14 protein-coding genes are annotated in these 15,264 nt (G+C 71.2%); 7 read left to right on the plus strand and 7 right to left on the minus strand.

The window, feature by feature from the left end; translation table 11 throughout:
• Nucleotides 1-69: 69 nt before the first annotated feature.
• The 4 genes from ACZ4YL_RS37920 to ACZ4YL_RS37935 all read right to left on the minus strand — a co-directional run bounded on the left by ACZ4YL_RS37920 (nt 70) and on the right by ACZ4YL_RS37935 (nt 4,367).
• Nucleotides 70-1,077: a C40 family peptidase gene (locus ACZ4YL_RS37920; protein ID WP_468122812.1), complete on the minus strand. Its 1,008-nt coding sequence runs from the start codon at nt 1,075-1,077 to the stop codon at nt 70-72.
• 76 nt (nt 1,078-1,153) lie between these two features.
• A complete protein-coding gene (locus ACZ4YL_RS37925) occupies nt 1,154-2,842 on the minus strand; it encodes a serine/threonine-protein kinase (RefSeq protein ID WP_468122797.1) in 1,689 nt (562 codons plus the stop codon).
• Nucleotides 2,843-2,903: 61 nt separating this feature from the next.
• Nucleotides 2,904-3,707: a thioesterase family protein gene (locus ACZ4YL_RS37930; RefSeq protein ID WP_468122799.1), complete on the minus strand. Its 804-nt coding sequence runs from the start codon at nt 3,705-3,707 to the stop codon at nt 2,904-2,906.
• Between the two features lie 51 nt (nt 3,708-3,758).
• On the minus strand, nt 3,759-4,367 hold the full coding sequence (locus tag ACZ4YL_RS37935; protein ID WP_189973185.1) for a LysE family translocator: 609 nt from the start codon (nt 4,365-4,367) through the stop codon (nt 3,759-3,761).
• Nucleotides 4,368-4,432: 65 nt separating this feature from the next.
• Between ACZ4YL_RS37935 and ACZ4YL_RS37940 the strand changes: the two genes are divergently transcribed.
• Nucleotides 4,433-5,275, plus strand: a complete 843-nt coding sequence (locus ACZ4YL_RS37940) for a pentapeptide repeat-containing protein (RefSeq protein WP_468122801.1) — start codon at nt 4,433-4,435, stop codon at nt 5,273-5,275.
• A gap of 248 nt (nt 5,276-5,523) precedes the next feature.
• On the opposite strand, the gene ACZ4YL_RS37945 is transcribed toward ACZ4YL_RS37940, so the two are convergent.
• Nucleotides 5,524-6,684: an alpha/beta fold hydrolase gene (locus ACZ4YL_RS37945; protein ID WP_468122803.1), complete on the minus strand. Its 1,161-nt coding sequence runs from the start codon at nt 6,682-6,684 to the stop codon at nt 5,524-5,526.
• Nucleotides 6,685-7,082: 398 nt separating this feature from the next.
• Between ACZ4YL_RS37945 and ACZ4YL_RS37950 the strand changes: the two genes are divergently transcribed.
• The 6 genes from ACZ4YL_RS37950 to ACZ4YL_RS37975 all read left to right on the plus strand — a co-directional run bounded on the left by ACZ4YL_RS37950 (nt 7,083) and on the right by ACZ4YL_RS37975 (nt 14,123).
• Nucleotides 7,083-7,391: a hypothetical protein gene (locus tag ACZ4YL_RS37950; protein WP_008742356.1), complete on the plus strand. Its 309-nt coding sequence runs from the start codon at nt 7,083-7,085 to the stop codon at nt 7,389-7,391.
• Between the two features lie 102 nt (nt 7,392-7,493).
• The gene (locus tag ACZ4YL_RS37955; RefSeq protein WP_468122804.1) at nt 7,494-8,327 is read left to right on the plus strand and encodes a DUF8175 domain-containg protein; all 834 of its coding nucleotides are present in this window, start codon (nt 7,494-7,496) and stop codon (nt 8,325-8,327) included.
• Nucleotides 8,317-9,642, plus strand: coding sequence for a hypothetical protein (locus ACZ4YL_RS37960; RefSeq protein WP_468122805.1), 1,326 nt, complete (start codon nt 8,317-8,319; stop codon nt 9,640-9,642). Before ACZ4YL_RS37955 ends, ACZ4YL_RS37960 begins: the two co-directional genes overlap by 11 nt.
• Entirely contained in the window at nt 9,639-11,201 is a 1,563-nt protein-coding gene (locus tag ACZ4YL_RS37965; RefSeq protein ID WP_150258076.1) for an SCO6880 family protein, read from the plus strand. The genes ACZ4YL_RS37960 and ACZ4YL_RS37965 overlap by 4 nt, the downstream gene beginning before the upstream one ends.
• A gap of 19 nt (nt 11,202-11,220) precedes the next feature.
• Entirely contained in the window at nt 11,221-12,636 is a 1,416-nt protein-coding gene (locus ACZ4YL_RS37970) for an ATP-binding protein (RefSeq protein WP_468122807.1), read from the plus strand.
• 2 nt (nt 12,637-12,638) lie between these two features.
• Complete coding sequence (locus ACZ4YL_RS37975; RefSeq protein ID WP_468122808.1) at nt 12,639-14,123, plus strand: P-loop NTPase family protein; 1,485 nt, start codon at nt 12,639-12,641, stop codon at nt 14,121-14,123.
• Here the strand turns inward: ACZ4YL_RS37975 and ACZ4YL_RS37980 are convergent.
• Together ACZ4YL_RS37980 and ACZ4YL_RS37985 are read right to left on the minus strand one after the other, a co-directional pair.
• Complete coding sequence (locus ACZ4YL_RS37980) at nt 14,120-14,536, minus strand: hypothetical protein (RefSeq protein ID WP_468122809.1); 417 nt, start codon at nt 14,534-14,536, stop codon at nt 14,120-14,122. The genes ACZ4YL_RS37975 and ACZ4YL_RS37980 overlap by 4 nt on opposite strands.
• Nucleotides 14,533-15,105, minus strand: coding sequence for a GNAT family N-acetyltransferase (locus tag ACZ4YL_RS37985; protein ID WP_468122810.1), 573 nt, complete (start codon nt 15,103-15,105; stop codon nt 14,533-14,535). Before ACZ4YL_RS37985 ends, ACZ4YL_RS37980 begins: the two co-directional genes overlap by 4 nt.
• Nucleotides 15,106-15,264 lie beyond the last annotated feature (159 nt).

The raw sequence follows: 15,264 nt of genomic DNA on the forward strand, positions 1-15,264 counted from the left end.
TGATCACTCCAACGTTATCGAAGAGTGACCCATCGTCGCAGCTCAGGGCCTTTGCATTACGGAGAGTTGCTATGCCGGGCGACCGGCGCCGGAACGCTCCGGAAGGGCCTCCGCGCCGTCCCTGGTCACGCGCGTCGCACCGAAGTAGTCCGGGGTGTCGATCTTGTCGAAACGGATCACGGCACCGGTGTAAGGGGCGTTGATCATGTACCCGCCGCCCACGTAGAGCCCGACGTGCCGGATGTCCCGGGAGTTCGTCAGATCATCGGAGAAGAAGACGAGGTCACCGGGCAGGAGTTGATCGCGCGAAGGGTGCGCCCCGGCGTTGTACTGGTCGTTCGCCACGCGCGGCAACTCGATCCCCACGGTCTCGTACGCGGCCTTGGTCAGCCCGGAACAGTCGAACCGCCCGTCCTGATCGGGCGTCCCGTTGCCACCCCACAGATACGGCGTCCCGAGCTGCTTCTGCGCGAAGTAGATGGCCCCGGCGGCCTGTTGCGAAGGCGCCACCCGCCCGACGGGCCGCTCGAAACTCTTGGCCAGCGTGGTGATGGCCTTCACGTACCCCTGGGTCTCCTTGTACGGGGGCACTCCGCCGTACTTGATGACCGCGTACGCCCCCGCGTTGTAGGCCGCGAGCATGTTCGACGCATCGTCCCCGGGCACGCTCGCCACGTCCTTGGCCAGCTCGCAGTCGTACGAGGCCGCCGACGGGATCGCGTCGTTCGGATCCCAGATGTCCCGGTCCCCGTCCCCGTCCCCGTCGATACCGTGGCCCGCCCACGTGCCCGGAATGAACTGCGCGATACCGCGCGCGTCCGCCGGACTCACGGCGCTCGGGTTCCAGCCGCTCTCGGAGTACAGCTGGGCGGCGAGCAGGGCCGGGTTGACGGCCGGGCAGAGATTGCCCCACTTCTCCACCAATGCCTGGTACTTGGCGGGTACGGCTCCCTTCGCCAGCCCCACCGTGCGGCCGGCCGCACCGGACCCCACGAGGCCCGCCGCCGCCGAGTACGTCCCCACGACGAGGAGCGCCACGAACGTCAGACACAGCCCAATCCCGATCCCGCCGGCCATCCAGAATCTGCGCACCCGTCAACCCTCCCCCATCACCGTCACTTCAACGTGTGATTCGGCCGTGTCGCATGTCCTACTACCCCACTCGGAAGCCCGAACAGGCGATGCTCGCGTACTTCGTAGGATCATCCTCGACGTGGTAGAAGACCACCGTCCAGTCCCCAGGGTCGGCGGACAGGGGCACAGCGGGCCACGTCTTGCCCGCGGCGTGCATCGTGAAGTCGTCCGGGTAGGTGAGTGTCACGTCGCCACCCGACTTCCAATGCGTGTAGATGTCGACGGGCTTGCTCGTGTAGCCGACGGCCCGGTTGTCCATGGGGAAGGGCTTGCCCGTGGACGGCTCGATGTCGTGGGGGGACTTGACCGCCACGGACACGTAGTACGGATCCGGCGCGGACTGGGCCATCTCCGCGTATTTGATCCGCATCTTCACGGACGCGGTCCTGCCCGGCTTCCCGTTGACGCTGGTGGTCGACACCGCCGACTGGAAGCCCGCGCCCGGAGACTTCTCCTCGGCCGGCTGGTTGCACTGGCCGACCCCCTGAACGGCCAGGTCCAGGTCGGGGGAGCCGCTCCACACGTAGCGCGAGATCTGGTTGTTGTCGATGTACTCGGCCGGGGGCTTGGCCGCACCCTTGGAACCGGTGGCCGCGGGCGGCTGCCCGCCCTGCGCCGCCGGCGGCGTGGCCGCGGCACCGCCGTTGACCTTGCCCTTGCCACTGCCACTGCCACTGCCGTCGAACGGGATCAGCTTCCAGGCCGTCAGGGAGAGCGCCACGACCACGGCCACCCCCGCGCCGGCCATGGCACCGCGCCGCAGCCCCGCACCCCGCGCGGCCCGCGGCACCTGCTCGACCGCCGTCGGGACGTACGGGCGACCCGGCCCCTGCGTCCGTATCTCGTGCACCGGTACGGCCTCACCCAGCGCACCGAGCCCGAGGTACACCGGATCGTCGATCAGCGCGTCCCGGACCCCGCACCGGGCGATGACCTCGCGCAGGCCCGGCCGCACCGCCGGATCCTTCGCCACGCACGCCTCGATCAGCCCCGCCAGCCCCGGCTCCACCCCGGCCACGTCGACCGGCTCGTGCACCGCCCGGTAGCTCACCGTCGTCGCCACGCCCGTACCGAACGGCGGCCGCCCCGTCGCCGCGTACGCGAGGGTCGCGCCCAGCGCGAAGACATCCGCCGCGGCCCCGGCCTCCGCACCCAGCAGCACCTCCGGCGCCGTGTACCCCGGCGTCCCCGGGGCCTGCCCGTCCTGGGTGAGAGCCGTCTCGCCCACGCCCCGCGCGATGCCGAAGTCGATGAGCTGCGGCCCCTGCGCGCCCAGGATGACGTTCTGCGGCTTGAGGTCCCGGTGCGTCACCCCGTACGCGTGCACGCTCGCCAGCCCCTCCGCGAGGGCCGCGAACAGCCGCCGGCAGGTGTCCGAGGGCAAGCCACCGCGCTCCGCCACCGCATGACCGAGCGTCGGGCCCGCCACGTACTCGGTCGCCAGCCAGTACGGCGCCGCCGCCAGCGAGGCGTCGATCAGGTTCGCCGTGTACGCCGACCGCACCGCACGCACGGTCTCGGCCTCGCGCCGGAACCGGGCCAGCGCCTCCGGATGCCCGGTGATCTCGTCCCGGATCACCTTCACGGCGACCAGGCGCCCACCGGGCGACCGCCCGAGGTACACCTGCCCCATCCCCCCGGCACCGAGCCGGGCCACCAGCGCATGCGCCCCGATCTGCGCGGGGTCGACGTCTCTCAGGGCCTCCACCGGCACGAGCCTGCCACACCGACTTCCGCGCCACGGACCCGGGTTGACGCGAAGAGACGGTCTAGGAGCGGGGCGCCACGAAAAGGCTCTGCGCGCTCCGCCCGATGGGCCCCTTCTCGTCGTGCAGCCGCGCGTCCGCGAGCCCGATCCCGGCCGCGTCCACACTCGTACGGGCCTCCACGCACGCCCACTCGCCCACCGGATGGCGGTGCAGATGGACCGTCAGGTCACCGTTGATGAAGACGTACCGCCCGAAGTCCATCACCGAGCTGATCCCGTTCCCCGAGTCGGCGGCGATCAGCACCCGGTCCAGCGGCCTGGTCTCCTCCCCGGCGACGAGCGGCACCTTCATCCGCATCCAGCAGGTGCCGGGGCCCAGTTCGACGAAGGCGCCCTCGGTGAACCGGGTCTCCATGGCCGAGTGGTAGCCGGTCTCCCACGGCACCGGGAAGAACGGCGTCACCTCCACCTCCCCGGGCGGCGGCAGCTGCGGCCCCGGGACCACGGCCGGCACGGCCTCCTGCGCGACCCGGATCCGCAGGGCCCGCGCCAGCATCACGGGCGCGCCGCCCGCCGGCGCGAGGGCCGCCTCGACCACCTCGGTCCCGCGACCGGCCCGCAGCACACTGGTGGTGATCTCCAGCTCGCCGATCGGCACCGGGCGCAGGATCTCGTACGTGATCCGGGCAATCCGCATGTCCGTACGCGCACCCGGCCGCTCCTCGACGGCCCGCCCGAGCAGCGCGGCCGGCGGCCCGGCGTGCTGCGAGCCCGGGTCCCACGGCCCCCGCGTGTACTCGGTGGCCAGGAACCGCCCGGCGTCGACCCTCTCGAAGAATCCCTCGTACCCCTCGGCAGCACCCATGCCGACCACGCTACCGACAGGTAACCCCGGCCACCAGCCCCTGCGATCGCCTCAGCGGGCGAACCCCAGCCCCACCCCCAGCCCCACCAGCACCGACCCAATGGCCCGGTTCAGCGCCTTCTGCGCCTTCAGCATCCGGTCACGCAGCCGCGAGACGGAGAAGAACAGCGCGACCGCCCCGAACCAGCCCAGGTGCGCCGCCGACATGAACAGCCCGTAGCCCGCCTGCTGCCACACCGGGGTCTCCGGGTTCACCACCTGCGTGAACGTCGACACCACGAACAGCGTCGTCTTCGGATTGAGCACATTGGTCAGGAAGCCCGACCGCATCGCCCCCAGCCGGGTCAGCTGCGGCTTCGACTCCAGGTCCACGGTCACCTCGGCCCGCGCCCGGAAGGTGCGTATCCCGATCCACACCAGATAGGCCGCACCCGCCAGCTTGATCGCGGTGAACAGCGCGGTGGACGAGGCGATCAGCAGACCGACCCCGAGCATCGTGTAGGAGACGTGGACCAGCACGCCGGCCGCGACCCCGGCGGCGGCGAACAGCCCGGTGGGGCGCCCGTAGAGATAGCTGTTGCGGACCACCATGGCGAAGTCGGCACCGGGACTGATCACGGCGAGGAGAGTAATAACGGCGACTGCGATCACTTCTGTCATACCGGGATGCTCACCGCCACCGCCCCGTGGATCAAGACCCCGAGCACCCGGCGCGACGGAGGACAATGGACGGCGTGCCGAACCACCCCGCCGCCTCCGACCTCCCCGCGCTCCCCGTCCTGCAGGCCGACTGCGCGAACTGCTTCGCGCTCTGCTGCGTGGCGCTGCCCTTCGCCAAGTCCAACGACTTCGCCATGAACAAGCCCGCCGGAACTCCCTGCAAGAACCTCCAGCAGGACTTCCGCTGCGGCATCCACACCCGGCTGCGCGACAAGGGATTCCAGGGCTGCACCGTCTTCGACTGCTTCGGCGCGGGGCAGCAGGTCTCCCAGGTCACCTTCGGCGGCCGCGACTGGCGCACCCACCCCGGCACGTCCCGCCAGATGTTCGAGGTCTTCCCGGTACTGCGGCAGCTCCACGAACTGCTCTTCTACGTGAGCCAGGCCCTGACCCTCCCGACCGCCGCCCCGGTCCACGCGGACCTGCGCCGGGCCCTGGCGGAGACCGAGGAATGGACCCGCGCCGACGCGCAGGCCCTTGCCGACCTGGACGTCGGCCCCCTCCGCCAACAGATCAACACCCTGCTCCTGAAGACGAGCGAACTCGTACGGGCGAAGGTGCCGGGCCGCAAGAAGAACCACCGCGGCGCCGACCTCATGGGCGCCCGCCTCTCCGGAGCCGACCTGCGCGGCGCGAACCTCCGCGGCGCCTACCTGATCGCCGCCGACCTCACCCGCGCCGACCTCCGCACGGCGGACCTGATCGGCGCGGACCTCCGCGACACCAACCTCCGCGGAGCGGACCTCCGCGACGCCATCTTCCTCACCCAGCCCCAACTGAACGCAGCCCAGGGCGACCCCACCACCCACATCCCCCCTTCCCTCACCCACCCCACCCACTGGACCTGACCCCGCCCTTTCAGCCCCGCCGGCGTTTGAGGCGCGGGGCCTGGGGCGGAGCCCCGCTCTTTCAACTCCGCCGACGCTTGAGGCGCGGGGCCTGGGGCGGAGCCCCGCCCTTTCAACTCCGCCGACGCTTGAGGCGCGGGGCCTGGGCGGAGCCCCGCCCTTTCAGCCCCGCCGGCGCTTGAGGCGCGGGGCCTGGGGCGGAGCCCCAGCAACGGCGCCGCACCCGCCCCGCCCCGCGGCCCCGCACCTCACACCCGCGCCAAAAACCCCCGCACGGCAGCGAAGAACCCCTCCGGGTCCCCGACCCGCACCGCATGCCCCGTCGGCAACTCCACCAACCGCACCCCCGCCCTCCGCACCGTCATCTCCCGCGCATGCTCCGCCGACAGCACCCCGCTCCGATCCCCCCGCACCAGCAGCGTCGGCTTCTGCACCCCCAGCCAGTCCCCCCAGTGGTCCCCGTTCAGCCCCCGCTGGGACTCCACCATGTCCTCCACCTCGAACGCGGTCCCCCACCCGTCCGGATACTCCTGCAGGGACCCCTCCAAGTGCGGCGCCGCACTCCCCACCCCCGCCAGGAACCCGGCCCGGGTCGCAGCCCGTCTCGGCCACTCCCGCGCGAACGTCAGGTCGCCGTCGACCACCGCCCCGATGTCCTCGACCACCACCGCCCGCACCAGATCCGGCCGCCGCGCCGCGAGCTGGTACGCGTTGACCCCGCCCAGCGAATGCCCCAGCACCACCGCCGGCCCCAGCCCCAGCTGCTCCAGCAGGGCCGCCGCATCCGCCACGTACCCGTCCCGCGTGTACTCCGCCGCCCGGTCGGACCTCCCGTGCCCCCGCTGGTCCAGGGCGATCACCCGCCACGCCGGACCCAGCTCCCGGGCCAGGCGCTCGAAGGCCCCCGCCCCCGCCCCCTCCCCGAAGTGCCCGTGCAGCGCCAGCAGCGGCGCCCCCGGCCCCCCGAAGTCCGTATAGGCGAGCCGCCGCCCGTCCTGCGTCACCATCGCCCCCGGCAACGGCCCCAGCTTGTCGATGACCCGCTGCCGCAGCAGCTGGTACTCCTCCCACCGCCTGCGCAACCGCCCGCCCGGCCGCTTCACGACCCGCCCCGGCGTGACCGTCTCCCCCCGCCGGAACTGCTCCCGCGTCAGATCGATCCGGATACCCCCGGGCAGCAGGTTCCACCAGTGGTAGCCCTCCTGCCGGCCGTCGTGGAACACCTCGCCCAGCATCAGGTCCCCGCCCACCAGGTCCTGCACCACGAGGGCGGTGATGTCACAGTGCCCCCAGCCCGGATTCTCCGGAGTCCAGGGGATCTTCGTGATGTCGGAGGGCTCACAGGTCTCGGCCGACCATCCCGCCCGGATGGCCGCCTCGAGGTCCGCGAGAGTCCATGGAGTCGTCATGCTCCCCAGCCTGCCGCACCCCACTGACAACCCCACCGCCACGCCCCCGCGCACCGATGAAACGACGGGAAGAGGATCGGACGCATGTCGGCGGGCCGGCCCAACGACACGCCACGCCACTGCTCCGAACGGCGGCCCCTCACCCCACCCCCCGTACGTCGAGACGACAATCATTGCCCGGCATCACCCCCCGTGATACACAGAGTGACCGCATGTTCTCGCGCGTACACACCGCCCCTGCCCAGGTCAGAGCGCGGAAGCGGAGCGCGGGCCGCGAGATCGGGTAAAGAGAGCCGTCAAGTCGACGACGGCGGCGGTTTCATCAGCGAAGATAGTGCGTAACCCCTGCCGTCGGGCAAGGGGCTTCCGGAACTACCCATACAGGGGCGGTGAGTTACATGATCCTGGCAGCCGAAAAGGGCGACATCACCACCATCATCGGCGGAATCGCCCCGAACTGGGGGCCTTTCGGCAGTCTCGGCAACGAAGCGAAGGTCATGATCGAGGTGGTCATGGCCGTCGCGATCCTGCTCTGCCTGGGCATCGCCATCTGGGGGGCGGCCAAACAGCGCATCGGAGCGACCGCCCTGCGCGACACGTTCAGCGCGGAACAGGGCAAGGGCCTGATCGTGGCCGGGCTGACCGGAGTCTTCATCATCGGCTCCCTCGGGACGCTGTTCACGATCGTCTACGGGATGGCCGTCTAGCCGGGTCACGCGCCGGGCCCCGTAGCTGATGACGCATCACCACACCACATCCACGCGGGAACCAGCGCTACCGTCGTACGACGCGGAGGGGGCGGACAGGCAATGAGCAACGACGACCAGTACGGCGGCGCCGGCGGCTACGGCGAGGTCGGCGGCACCGGCCAGACCCGCACCCGCCTCCCGGACGCCCCGGCCGACCCCTACGGCCCCGCCCGCCGCACCCCGCGCACCTCCCGCAGCCTGATCACCGTGGTCGGCGTGGTGGTCCTCCTGATCGCGGCCATCGCCTTCGCCAACTCGGCCCCGGACACCAAGCCGGACCCCGCCTCGGACAAACCCCCGACGGACTCCTCCACTGCGGCCACGGGCACGGACCCGGTGACGGGCAAATCGGCAGGCATCCCCAAGGGCTTCGCCCACGACGAACAGGGAGCCCAGTCGGCCGCCGCCAACTTCGCGGTCGCACTCGGTTCTGACGGCATGTTCAAGAAGAACACCCGGCACACCTTGGTGGACGGGATCTACGCACCCGACGTGGCATCCCGCCTGAAGGGCCCGCAGGACGAGGCCTACTCGGCCGACTTCCTCGCGAAGCTGGGGCTCGACGCCAACGGCAACGCGCCGCAGGGCAGCACCTTCGTCACCCGTACCGTCCCGATCGGCACCCGCGTGGAGAGCTACACGCCGACCACGGCCAAGATCGCCGTCTGGTACAGCGGTCTGATCGGCATGTCCGGCCCCAAGTCCACCGACCCGGTGCGGACTCTCTGGAAGACCTGGACCTTCGAACTGAGCTGGATCGGCGAGGGCTGGAGAGTCATCGACGACACCCAGCAGGACGGGCCCGCCCCGGTTCCCGGCGATGTCCCTGTCTCGACGTCGGACGACATGAGCAAGGCCATCAAGGAATTCGGGGGATTCACCTATGCCCGCTAGCCTCCGGCTCCCCGCCCGGCTGGGCCTGATCGCCTCCGCCCACCTCGCCGTGCTGGCCCTGGCCACCCGCGCCCACGCCGCTCCCGTACCGGGGCCGACACCGACCGCCACACCCCAGGCGACCGCTGACCCCTGCGCATTGCTCGACGGCCCCTCCAAGCAGTACTGCCAAAGCGGAACGGGCACATCCGGCGGCACCCCTGGGACGGGACTGGCACCCAGCGACGGCGGAGACGCCCTCAACCCCCTCGCCTCCCTCGCCCGCGGCTGCGCCGACGCCGCCGCCTGGATCGTCACCAAGCTCAGCGAAGCGGTGAAGGGCTCGGCCGAGGTCGACTTCACCAACCCCGCCTTCCTCAAGCAGTACTCCGTCGTCTTCGCCGCCTCCACCATCCTCACCCTCGTCCTCTGGCTCTTCGCCGTCGCCAAGCGCGCCGTCCGCGGCGTCCCCCTCACCACCGCCATGTCCGAAGCCATCGGCTTCCTCTGGCTCACCGTCCTCGCCTCCGCCTTCACCCCCCTCATCCTCTACACCGTCGTCTCCGCCACCGACGGCGTCACCGAGGTCATCGCCTCCGCCACCGGCGGCCAGACCGACGTCTTCTTCGGCTCCTTCTCCGAAGCCCTCAAGAAGGGCGACGACATCGGCGGCGGCCCGATCATGCTGATCGTCGTCGCACTCGTCACCGTCCTCGCCGCCGGCGTGCTCTACCTGGAGCTGTTCATCCGGGCCGCCCTCCTCTACGTCGGCGCCCTCCTCGGCGTCGTCGTCTACTCCGGGCTCGTCGACCGCAACCTCTGGGGCCACGTCCGCCGCTGGGCCGGCATCATGATCGCCGTCATCCTCGTGAAGCCGGTCATCGTCATCGTCCTCGGCCTCGCCGGCGCCCTGACCGGCGAGAAGGGCCCCAACGCCTTCTCCGCCGTCGTCACCGGCCTCGCCATCATCCTCCTGGCGATCTTCGCCTCCGCGATGATCTACCGCTTCGTCCCCGGCTTCGGCGACGAGATCGCCTCCGCCCGCTCCAACCGCAGCAAGGCCACCGACGGCGCCCAGGCGGCCGCCGTCATCAGCTCCCCGGCCTCCCTCGTCTCGCAGGGCATCAAGACCCACAGCAGCCGCGGCGCCCACCGCGGCGGCGACGGCGGCGGCAACAACGCGCCCCGCCCCGCCAACCCCATCTCCGGAGGCGTGGCCGCCCACAGCAGCCGACCCACCTCCGGCGGCGGAGCCGGCGGCGGATCTGTCCCCTCCGCCGCACCCCCGCCCCGCACGAGTTCGAGCACGAGGAACACAGGAGGTGACGGGCGTTGACGACCCAGTCCCACCAGCTGCACCCGGTCGCGCCCCGCCGCACGTATCTCATCGGCCGGGCCCGGCCGAACGCGATCGTCGGCAAGAACCGCGAGACCGGCGAGATCGCCCTGATCATCGCCGGGGCGTTCTTCGGCATGATGAGCGGACTGCTCGTCCCCGACCTCACCCTGCGCATCGTCAGCCTCGCCGGCTTCCCCATGATCGCGCTCGCCGCCGTGTACGTCCCGTACAAGGGCCGCACCTTCTACCGCTGGTTCGAGATCAGCCGCAGCTACAAGCGGACCCTGCGCCGCGGTACGACCTACCGCTCCGGCGCCATGGAAGCCGGCATCCGCGGCTCCGACGGCCGCGAGGTCGAGGTCGGCCCGCCCCCCGGCATCGGCCGCATCAACTGGCTCGCCGCCCCCTTCGGCCCCGACGAGATCGCCGTCCTCCTGCACGCGGACCGCCGCACCGTCACCGCAGCCATCGAGATCGAGGGCCCCGGCGTCGGCCTGCGCGACAGCGAGGACCAAGAAGCCCTCGTCGACCGCTTCGGCACCCTCCTCAAGCACGTGGCCAACGGCGACGGCTTCGTCACCCGCCTCCAGATGCTCGCCCGCACCCTCCCCGCCGACCCCGACGCGCACGCCAAGGACGTGGCCCAGCGCGGCGACACCCAGGCCCCCGGCTGGCTCCGTGACTCCTACGACCAGCTCCAGTCGATGGTGTCCACCTCCTCCGAGCAGCACCGCGCGTACCTCGTCGCCTGCATGCACTACACGCGCGAACTCGCCGCCGAGGCCAACGCCATCGCCCGCGCCGGCACCCCCCACAAGGGCCGCAAGCTCGACCGCGACGCCGGCCTCGCCATCGTCATGGCCCGCGAGCTCACCGACATCTGCGCCCGCCTCGCCGAGGCCGACATCCGCGTCCGCCAGCCGCTCGGCCAGGGCCGCCTCTCCTCCCTCGTGCACTCCATGTACGACCCGGACCACCCCATCGACCACATCCAGGCCATGACCAAGCGCAACGCCTGGCCGGCCGAGCTGGACGCGGTGGAGCCCACCTTCCTCCAGGCCAAGACCCGCGAGTCCTCCACCCGCGCCCCCTGGTGCCACGCCACCGCCTGGGTCAAGGAGTGGCCGATGACGCCCGTCGGCGTCAACTTCCTCGCCCCACTGCTCGTCCACACCCCCGACGTGATCCGTACGGTCGCCGTCACCATGGACCTGGAGCCCACCGAGGTCGCCATCGAGCGCATGCTCACCGAGAAGACCAACGACGAGGCCGACGCCTCCCGCGCCGCCAAGATGAACCGGACCGTCGACCCCCGCGACATCGCCGCGCACGGCCGACTCGACCAAAGAGGTGAAGATCTCGCCAGCGGTGCGGCCGGAGTCAACCTCGTCGGGTACATCACGGTGTCCTCGCGTTCGCCGGAGGCCCTCGCCCGCGACAAGCGGACGATCCGCGCCTCCGCCGGCAAGTCCTACCTGAAGCTGGAATGGTGCGACCGCGAGCACCACCGCGCCTTCGTCAACACCTTGCCGTTCGCCACCGGCATCCGACGCTAGCTGGAGGGAAGTGCCGCCCATGCGAGATCCCATGTCCGCCCTGACGGACGCCTTCACCAGCTTCCTCTTCGGCAAAGTCGAAACCACGCGCCTGCCCGTCCGCACCTCCACCGGGCAGGCGCAAGCCGTCTACCTGCCCACCGCCGCCCCCGGACTCGGCGACTCCGGCGTCATCATCGGCCGCGAGGTCTACAGCGGCAAGGGCTACATCTACGACCCCTTCCAGCTCTACGGGCAGCAGCTCCCGGCCCCCCACTGGCTGGTCCTCGGCGAATCCGGAAACGGAAAGTCAGCCCTGGAGAAGACCTACGTCCTGCGCCAGCTCCGCTTCAAGGACCGCCAGGTCGTCGTCCTCGACGCCCAGGGCGAGGACGGCGTCGGCGAGTGGAACCTGATCGCCCAGCAGCTGGGAATAACCCCCATCCGCCTGGACCCCATCGCCGCCAACGACGACGGGATCCGCCTCAACCCCCTCGACCCGGCCATCACCGCGACCGGACAGCTCGCCCTGCTCCGGACCATCATCGAGGTGGCCATGGGCCACGGCCTCGACGAGCGCGCCGGCTTCGCCCTGAAGGTCGCGCACGCCTACGCCGTCGACACCATCCGCGACCGCCAGCCCGTCCTCACCGACATCGTCGAGCAACTGCGCCACCCCGAGGCCGAATCCGCCCTCGCCATGAACGTCGACATAGACGATGTCCGGGCCTGGGGCCTCGACGTCGCGCTCGTCATCGACCGCCTCGTCGACGGCGACCTGCGCGGCATGTTCGACGGCCCCACCACCGTCGGCATCGACCTCGACGCCCCGCTGATCGTCTTCGACCTCTCCCACATCGACCGCAACTCCATCGCGATGCCGATCCTCATGGCGATCGTCGGCGTCTGGCTGGAGCACACCTGGATCCGCCCCGACCGGAAGAAGCGCATCTTCCTGGTCGAGGAGGCCTGGCACATCATCAACAGCCCCTTCGTGGCCCAGCTGTTCCAGCGCCTGCTGAAGTTCGGCCGCCGCCTCGGCCTGTCCTTCGTCGCCGTCGTCCACCACCTCTCCGACGTCGTCGACGGCGCCGCCGCACGCGAAGCCGCGGCCATCCTCAAGATGGCCTCGACCAGAACCATCTACGCCCAGAAGGCGGACGAGGCCCGAGCCACGGGCCGCGTACTCGGCCTGCCCCGCTGGGCGGTGGAAATCATCCCGACCCTCACCCCCGGCATCGCGGTCTGGGACGTCAACGGCAATGTCCAGGTGGTCAAACACCTGATCACCGAAGCCGAACGCCCGCTCGTCTTCACCGACCGCGCCATGACCGAGTCCTCCACCCCCACCCGCCTCCCCGCCGACATGCTCGCCGCCGAACTAGAGGCGGAGGAAAGGGCCCTGTCCATCGAACGCCGCCGCGGCGGCCCCGGATCCGCGACCACGGTGGCCTGACCATGCACGAGGCACGACGTACGGAGCCCCCCGCACGCGGCGGCGGCATCCCGGACGGCCTGCTGGTCGGCCTCCTGGCCTTCCTCCTGGGCCTCGCCGTCCTCGTCTGGTCGGCCACCGGCCTCGCGGCCGTCCTCGCGCACGGCACCTGGCCCGAAACCGTCACCTTCACCCGGACCCCGGGGGCCGTCCGCGCCCTGATAGCGCAACCGCACGACATCCCCGCCGCCTGGCCGGACACCGACCCGGCGGCCCTGTCGGGCTGGGGCCTCTTCTGGGGCCTGTTCGTCAGCCAGCTCCTGGTGATGTTCGTACTCACCGTCTTCGCCATCGGCGTGATCGCCCGCACCAAGTCCCGCCGCGCCCTGGCCAGACAGCCCACTCCAGCCTCGCCGGCGTTTGAGGCGCGGGGACCCGAGGGCAGCCCGCCCATTCCAGCCCCGCCGGCGTTCGAGACGCGGGGGCCTGGGGGCAGCGCCCCCAGCAGCTCCCCCGCACCGTCCGACGAGGCCTACCGCTACGGCTTCGGCTACGCCCCCCAGCCGGCGGCAGCCACGGCAGCCACCACCACACCCGCGAACGGCTTCACGTACGCCGCCCCCGACGACCGCCTCCGCGCCGCCATCCACCGCATCGGCGAAGCCACCGGCGCAGCCCTCGTCGTGACCTCCTCCCCCACCCTCTGGGCCGAGACCAAAGACGCCCGCGCCAAACTCGGCCCGGTGCTCCTCTACGACCCCTCCCACCTGTGCGACACCCCGGCCCGCATGCACTGGAACCCGGCCGAGGGCTGCGCCGACCGCGACACCGCCGCCGCCCGCGCCATCGCCCTGCTGGCCCCCGTACGCCCCCAGGCCCGCATGGACGCGGCGGTGGCCGACACCGCGGAAACCCTCCTCCGCAGCTGGCTCCAGGCCGCCGCCCTGGACGACCGCCCGTTCAAGCTGCTCCACCGCTGGGCCCAGGGCAACAGCGCCCAGGACCCGGTCCGCGTCCTGCGCACCCACCCCCGGGCCGCCCCCGGCGCGGCCGGCGAACTGGAGAGCGCCCTCACCGCCCACCCCGAACGCCGGGAACTCGCCCAGAGCCTGACGGCCCGTGCCCTGTCCTGCCTGACCTCGATCCACATCCGCGAGGCCTGCAACCCGAACCGAGCCGATGCCCTCGCCCTGGCATCATTCGTCGCCGAAGGGGGCACCCTCTACCTGGTGGGTGAAGCTCTGGAGGATCCCCGCACCCACCCGGGTGCGATGCCCTTGCTCACCGCACTCGCCTCTCACGTGGTCGAGCACGGCCGCCGCATGGCCGCACGGTCATCCCACGGTCGGCTCGACCCACCACTCTCCCTGGTACTGGACGACGTGGCCGCCGTGGCCCCGATCCCCCAGCTCCCGGAACTCCTGACCGACGGAACGCTCCCCCTGCTCGCCCTGTGCCGCAGCCGCGAACAGGCCCGCTCCCGCTGGCCGGAAGCCGCCCTCCCCTAGAGGGCCGCTCCCCACGTGTCCGTGTCCGAGACGTACACGGACGCACGATGGTCGAACCAGAGCCCTCCGTAGGGCAGATCCCTGACCATCGCAGGGATTCCGGGCTCGAACCGCAGCACGGTCAGCGTCTTCCACCCGTGGGGGATGTGGTCCCAGACGTGCCCGTACTGCTGGGTGACCGCGACCACGGTGGTGGTCACCCGCTCGGCGTCCTTCGCGTCGGCACGCCGGAAGCAGCACGCGTACCGCCTTCCCACCGGGACGTCCGCGTAGTTGTACCCGAGGAACACGGCTGCCTCGTTCGCCGCCAGCGGCGGAAGCCCCGGGCCGAAGGCCGCCAGAGCCGTCCCGTCGGCATGGCACTCGACCGACAGGAAACGCTCCTCGACCGGAGCGTCCTCTTCCTTCCTCACACGCCCGCGCCGGGCCCGGCCGGCCGCGCGTAGACGTACTCCCGCTCCTTGGCACCGGTTTCCAGCGGTACCAGCAGACCGCTCGCCTCGAACCCGCACCGCCGGTAGAAGCTCTCCGCCCTCGCGTTGTCCTCGTGCACGAACAGCCGCACCCGCTCGGTCACCGGCGCCTCCAGCGACCAGGCCCAGTCGAGCCCGGCGTCGAACAGCCTCTCCACAAGCCCGCTCCCCCGCTGCTCGGGCCGTACGAACACCCCGACCACGTGGCCCTGCTGCTGCTCGATGGGCTCACCGAAGTAGTCAGTGCCACCCTGCTCCTCGATGAGCACGGTCACGGTCCCGACCCACCGCCCGTCGCCGGCCTCGGCGATGAACTGCCGGGCACCCCGACCCTCGGCAGCCCCCGCGGCACGCTGCTGCCAGAACTCGTCGCCCTGGGCGAGTGCCCCCTCCTCGGTCTCCAGGAAGGCCACGGCCGCAGCGGGATCCCGGAGCGCCACCAACCGCAGCTCCTTGACCTTCTCCCACTCATCGCCCCGTACGGCCCTGATCACATAGTCATCGCTCATTCCGGGATCTTAACGACGGGACCACCGCCGACTCACCTGCATTTCCCGGCTCCGTATTCCGGCCCGTGAACGCAGAAAAGCCCCGCACCGAACCCTGAACGGGTTGGTGCGGGGCTTCCGCAATGATTGTTCGGCGGCGTCCTACTCTCCCACAGGGTC

The organism is Streptomyces sp. NPDC030021 (assembly GCF_055574035.1).

What these genes read in the sequence shown, in the direction of transcription:
- ACZ4YL_RS37920 (WP_468122812.1), bottom strand. Translation starts at nt 1,077, where the DNA reads ATGGCCGGCGGGATCGGGATTGGGCTGTGTCTGACGTTCGTGGCGCTC.
- ACZ4YL_RS37930 (WP_468122799.1), bottom strand. Translation starts at nt 3,707, where the DNA reads ATGGGTGCTGCCGAGGGGTACGAGGGATTCTTCGAGAGGGTCGACGCC.
- ACZ4YL_RS37935 (WP_189973185.1), bottom strand. Translation starts at nt 4,367, where the DNA reads ATGACAGAAGTGATCGCAGTCGCCGTTATTACTCTCCTCGCCGTGATC.
- ACZ4YL_RS37940 (WP_468122801.1), top strand. Translation starts at nt 4,433, where the DNA reads ATGGACGGCGTGCCGAACCACCCCGCCGCCTCCGACCTCCCCGCGCTC.
- ACZ4YL_RS37945 (WP_468122803.1), bottom strand. Translation starts at nt 6,684, where the DNA reads ATGACGACTCCATGGACTCTCGCGGACCTCGAGGCGGCCATCCGGGCG.
- ACZ4YL_RS37950 (WP_008742356.1), top strand. Translation starts at nt 7,083, where the DNA reads ATGATCCTGGCAGCCGAAAAGGGCGACATCACCACCATCATCGGCGGA.
- ACZ4YL_RS37955 (WP_468122804.1), top strand. Translation starts at nt 7,494, where the DNA reads ATGAGCAACGACGACCAGTACGGCGGCGCCGGCGGCTACGGCGAGGTC.
- ACZ4YL_RS37960 (WP_468122805.1), top strand. Translation starts at nt 8,317, where the DNA reads ATGCCCGCTAGCCTCCGGCTCCCCGCCCGGCTGGGCCTGATCGCCTCC.
- ACZ4YL_RS37970 (WP_468122807.1), top strand. Translation starts at nt 11,221, where the DNA reads ATGCGAGATCCCATGTCCGCCCTGACGGACGCCTTCACCAGCTTCCTC.
- ACZ4YL_RS37975 (WP_468122808.1), top strand. Translation starts at nt 12,639, where the DNA reads ATGCACGAGGCACGACGTACGGAGCCCCCCGCACGCGGCGGCGGCATC.
- ACZ4YL_RS37985 (WP_468122810.1), bottom strand. Translation starts at nt 15,105, where the DNA reads ATGAGCGATGACTATGTGATCAGGGCCGTACGGGGCGATGAGTGGGAG.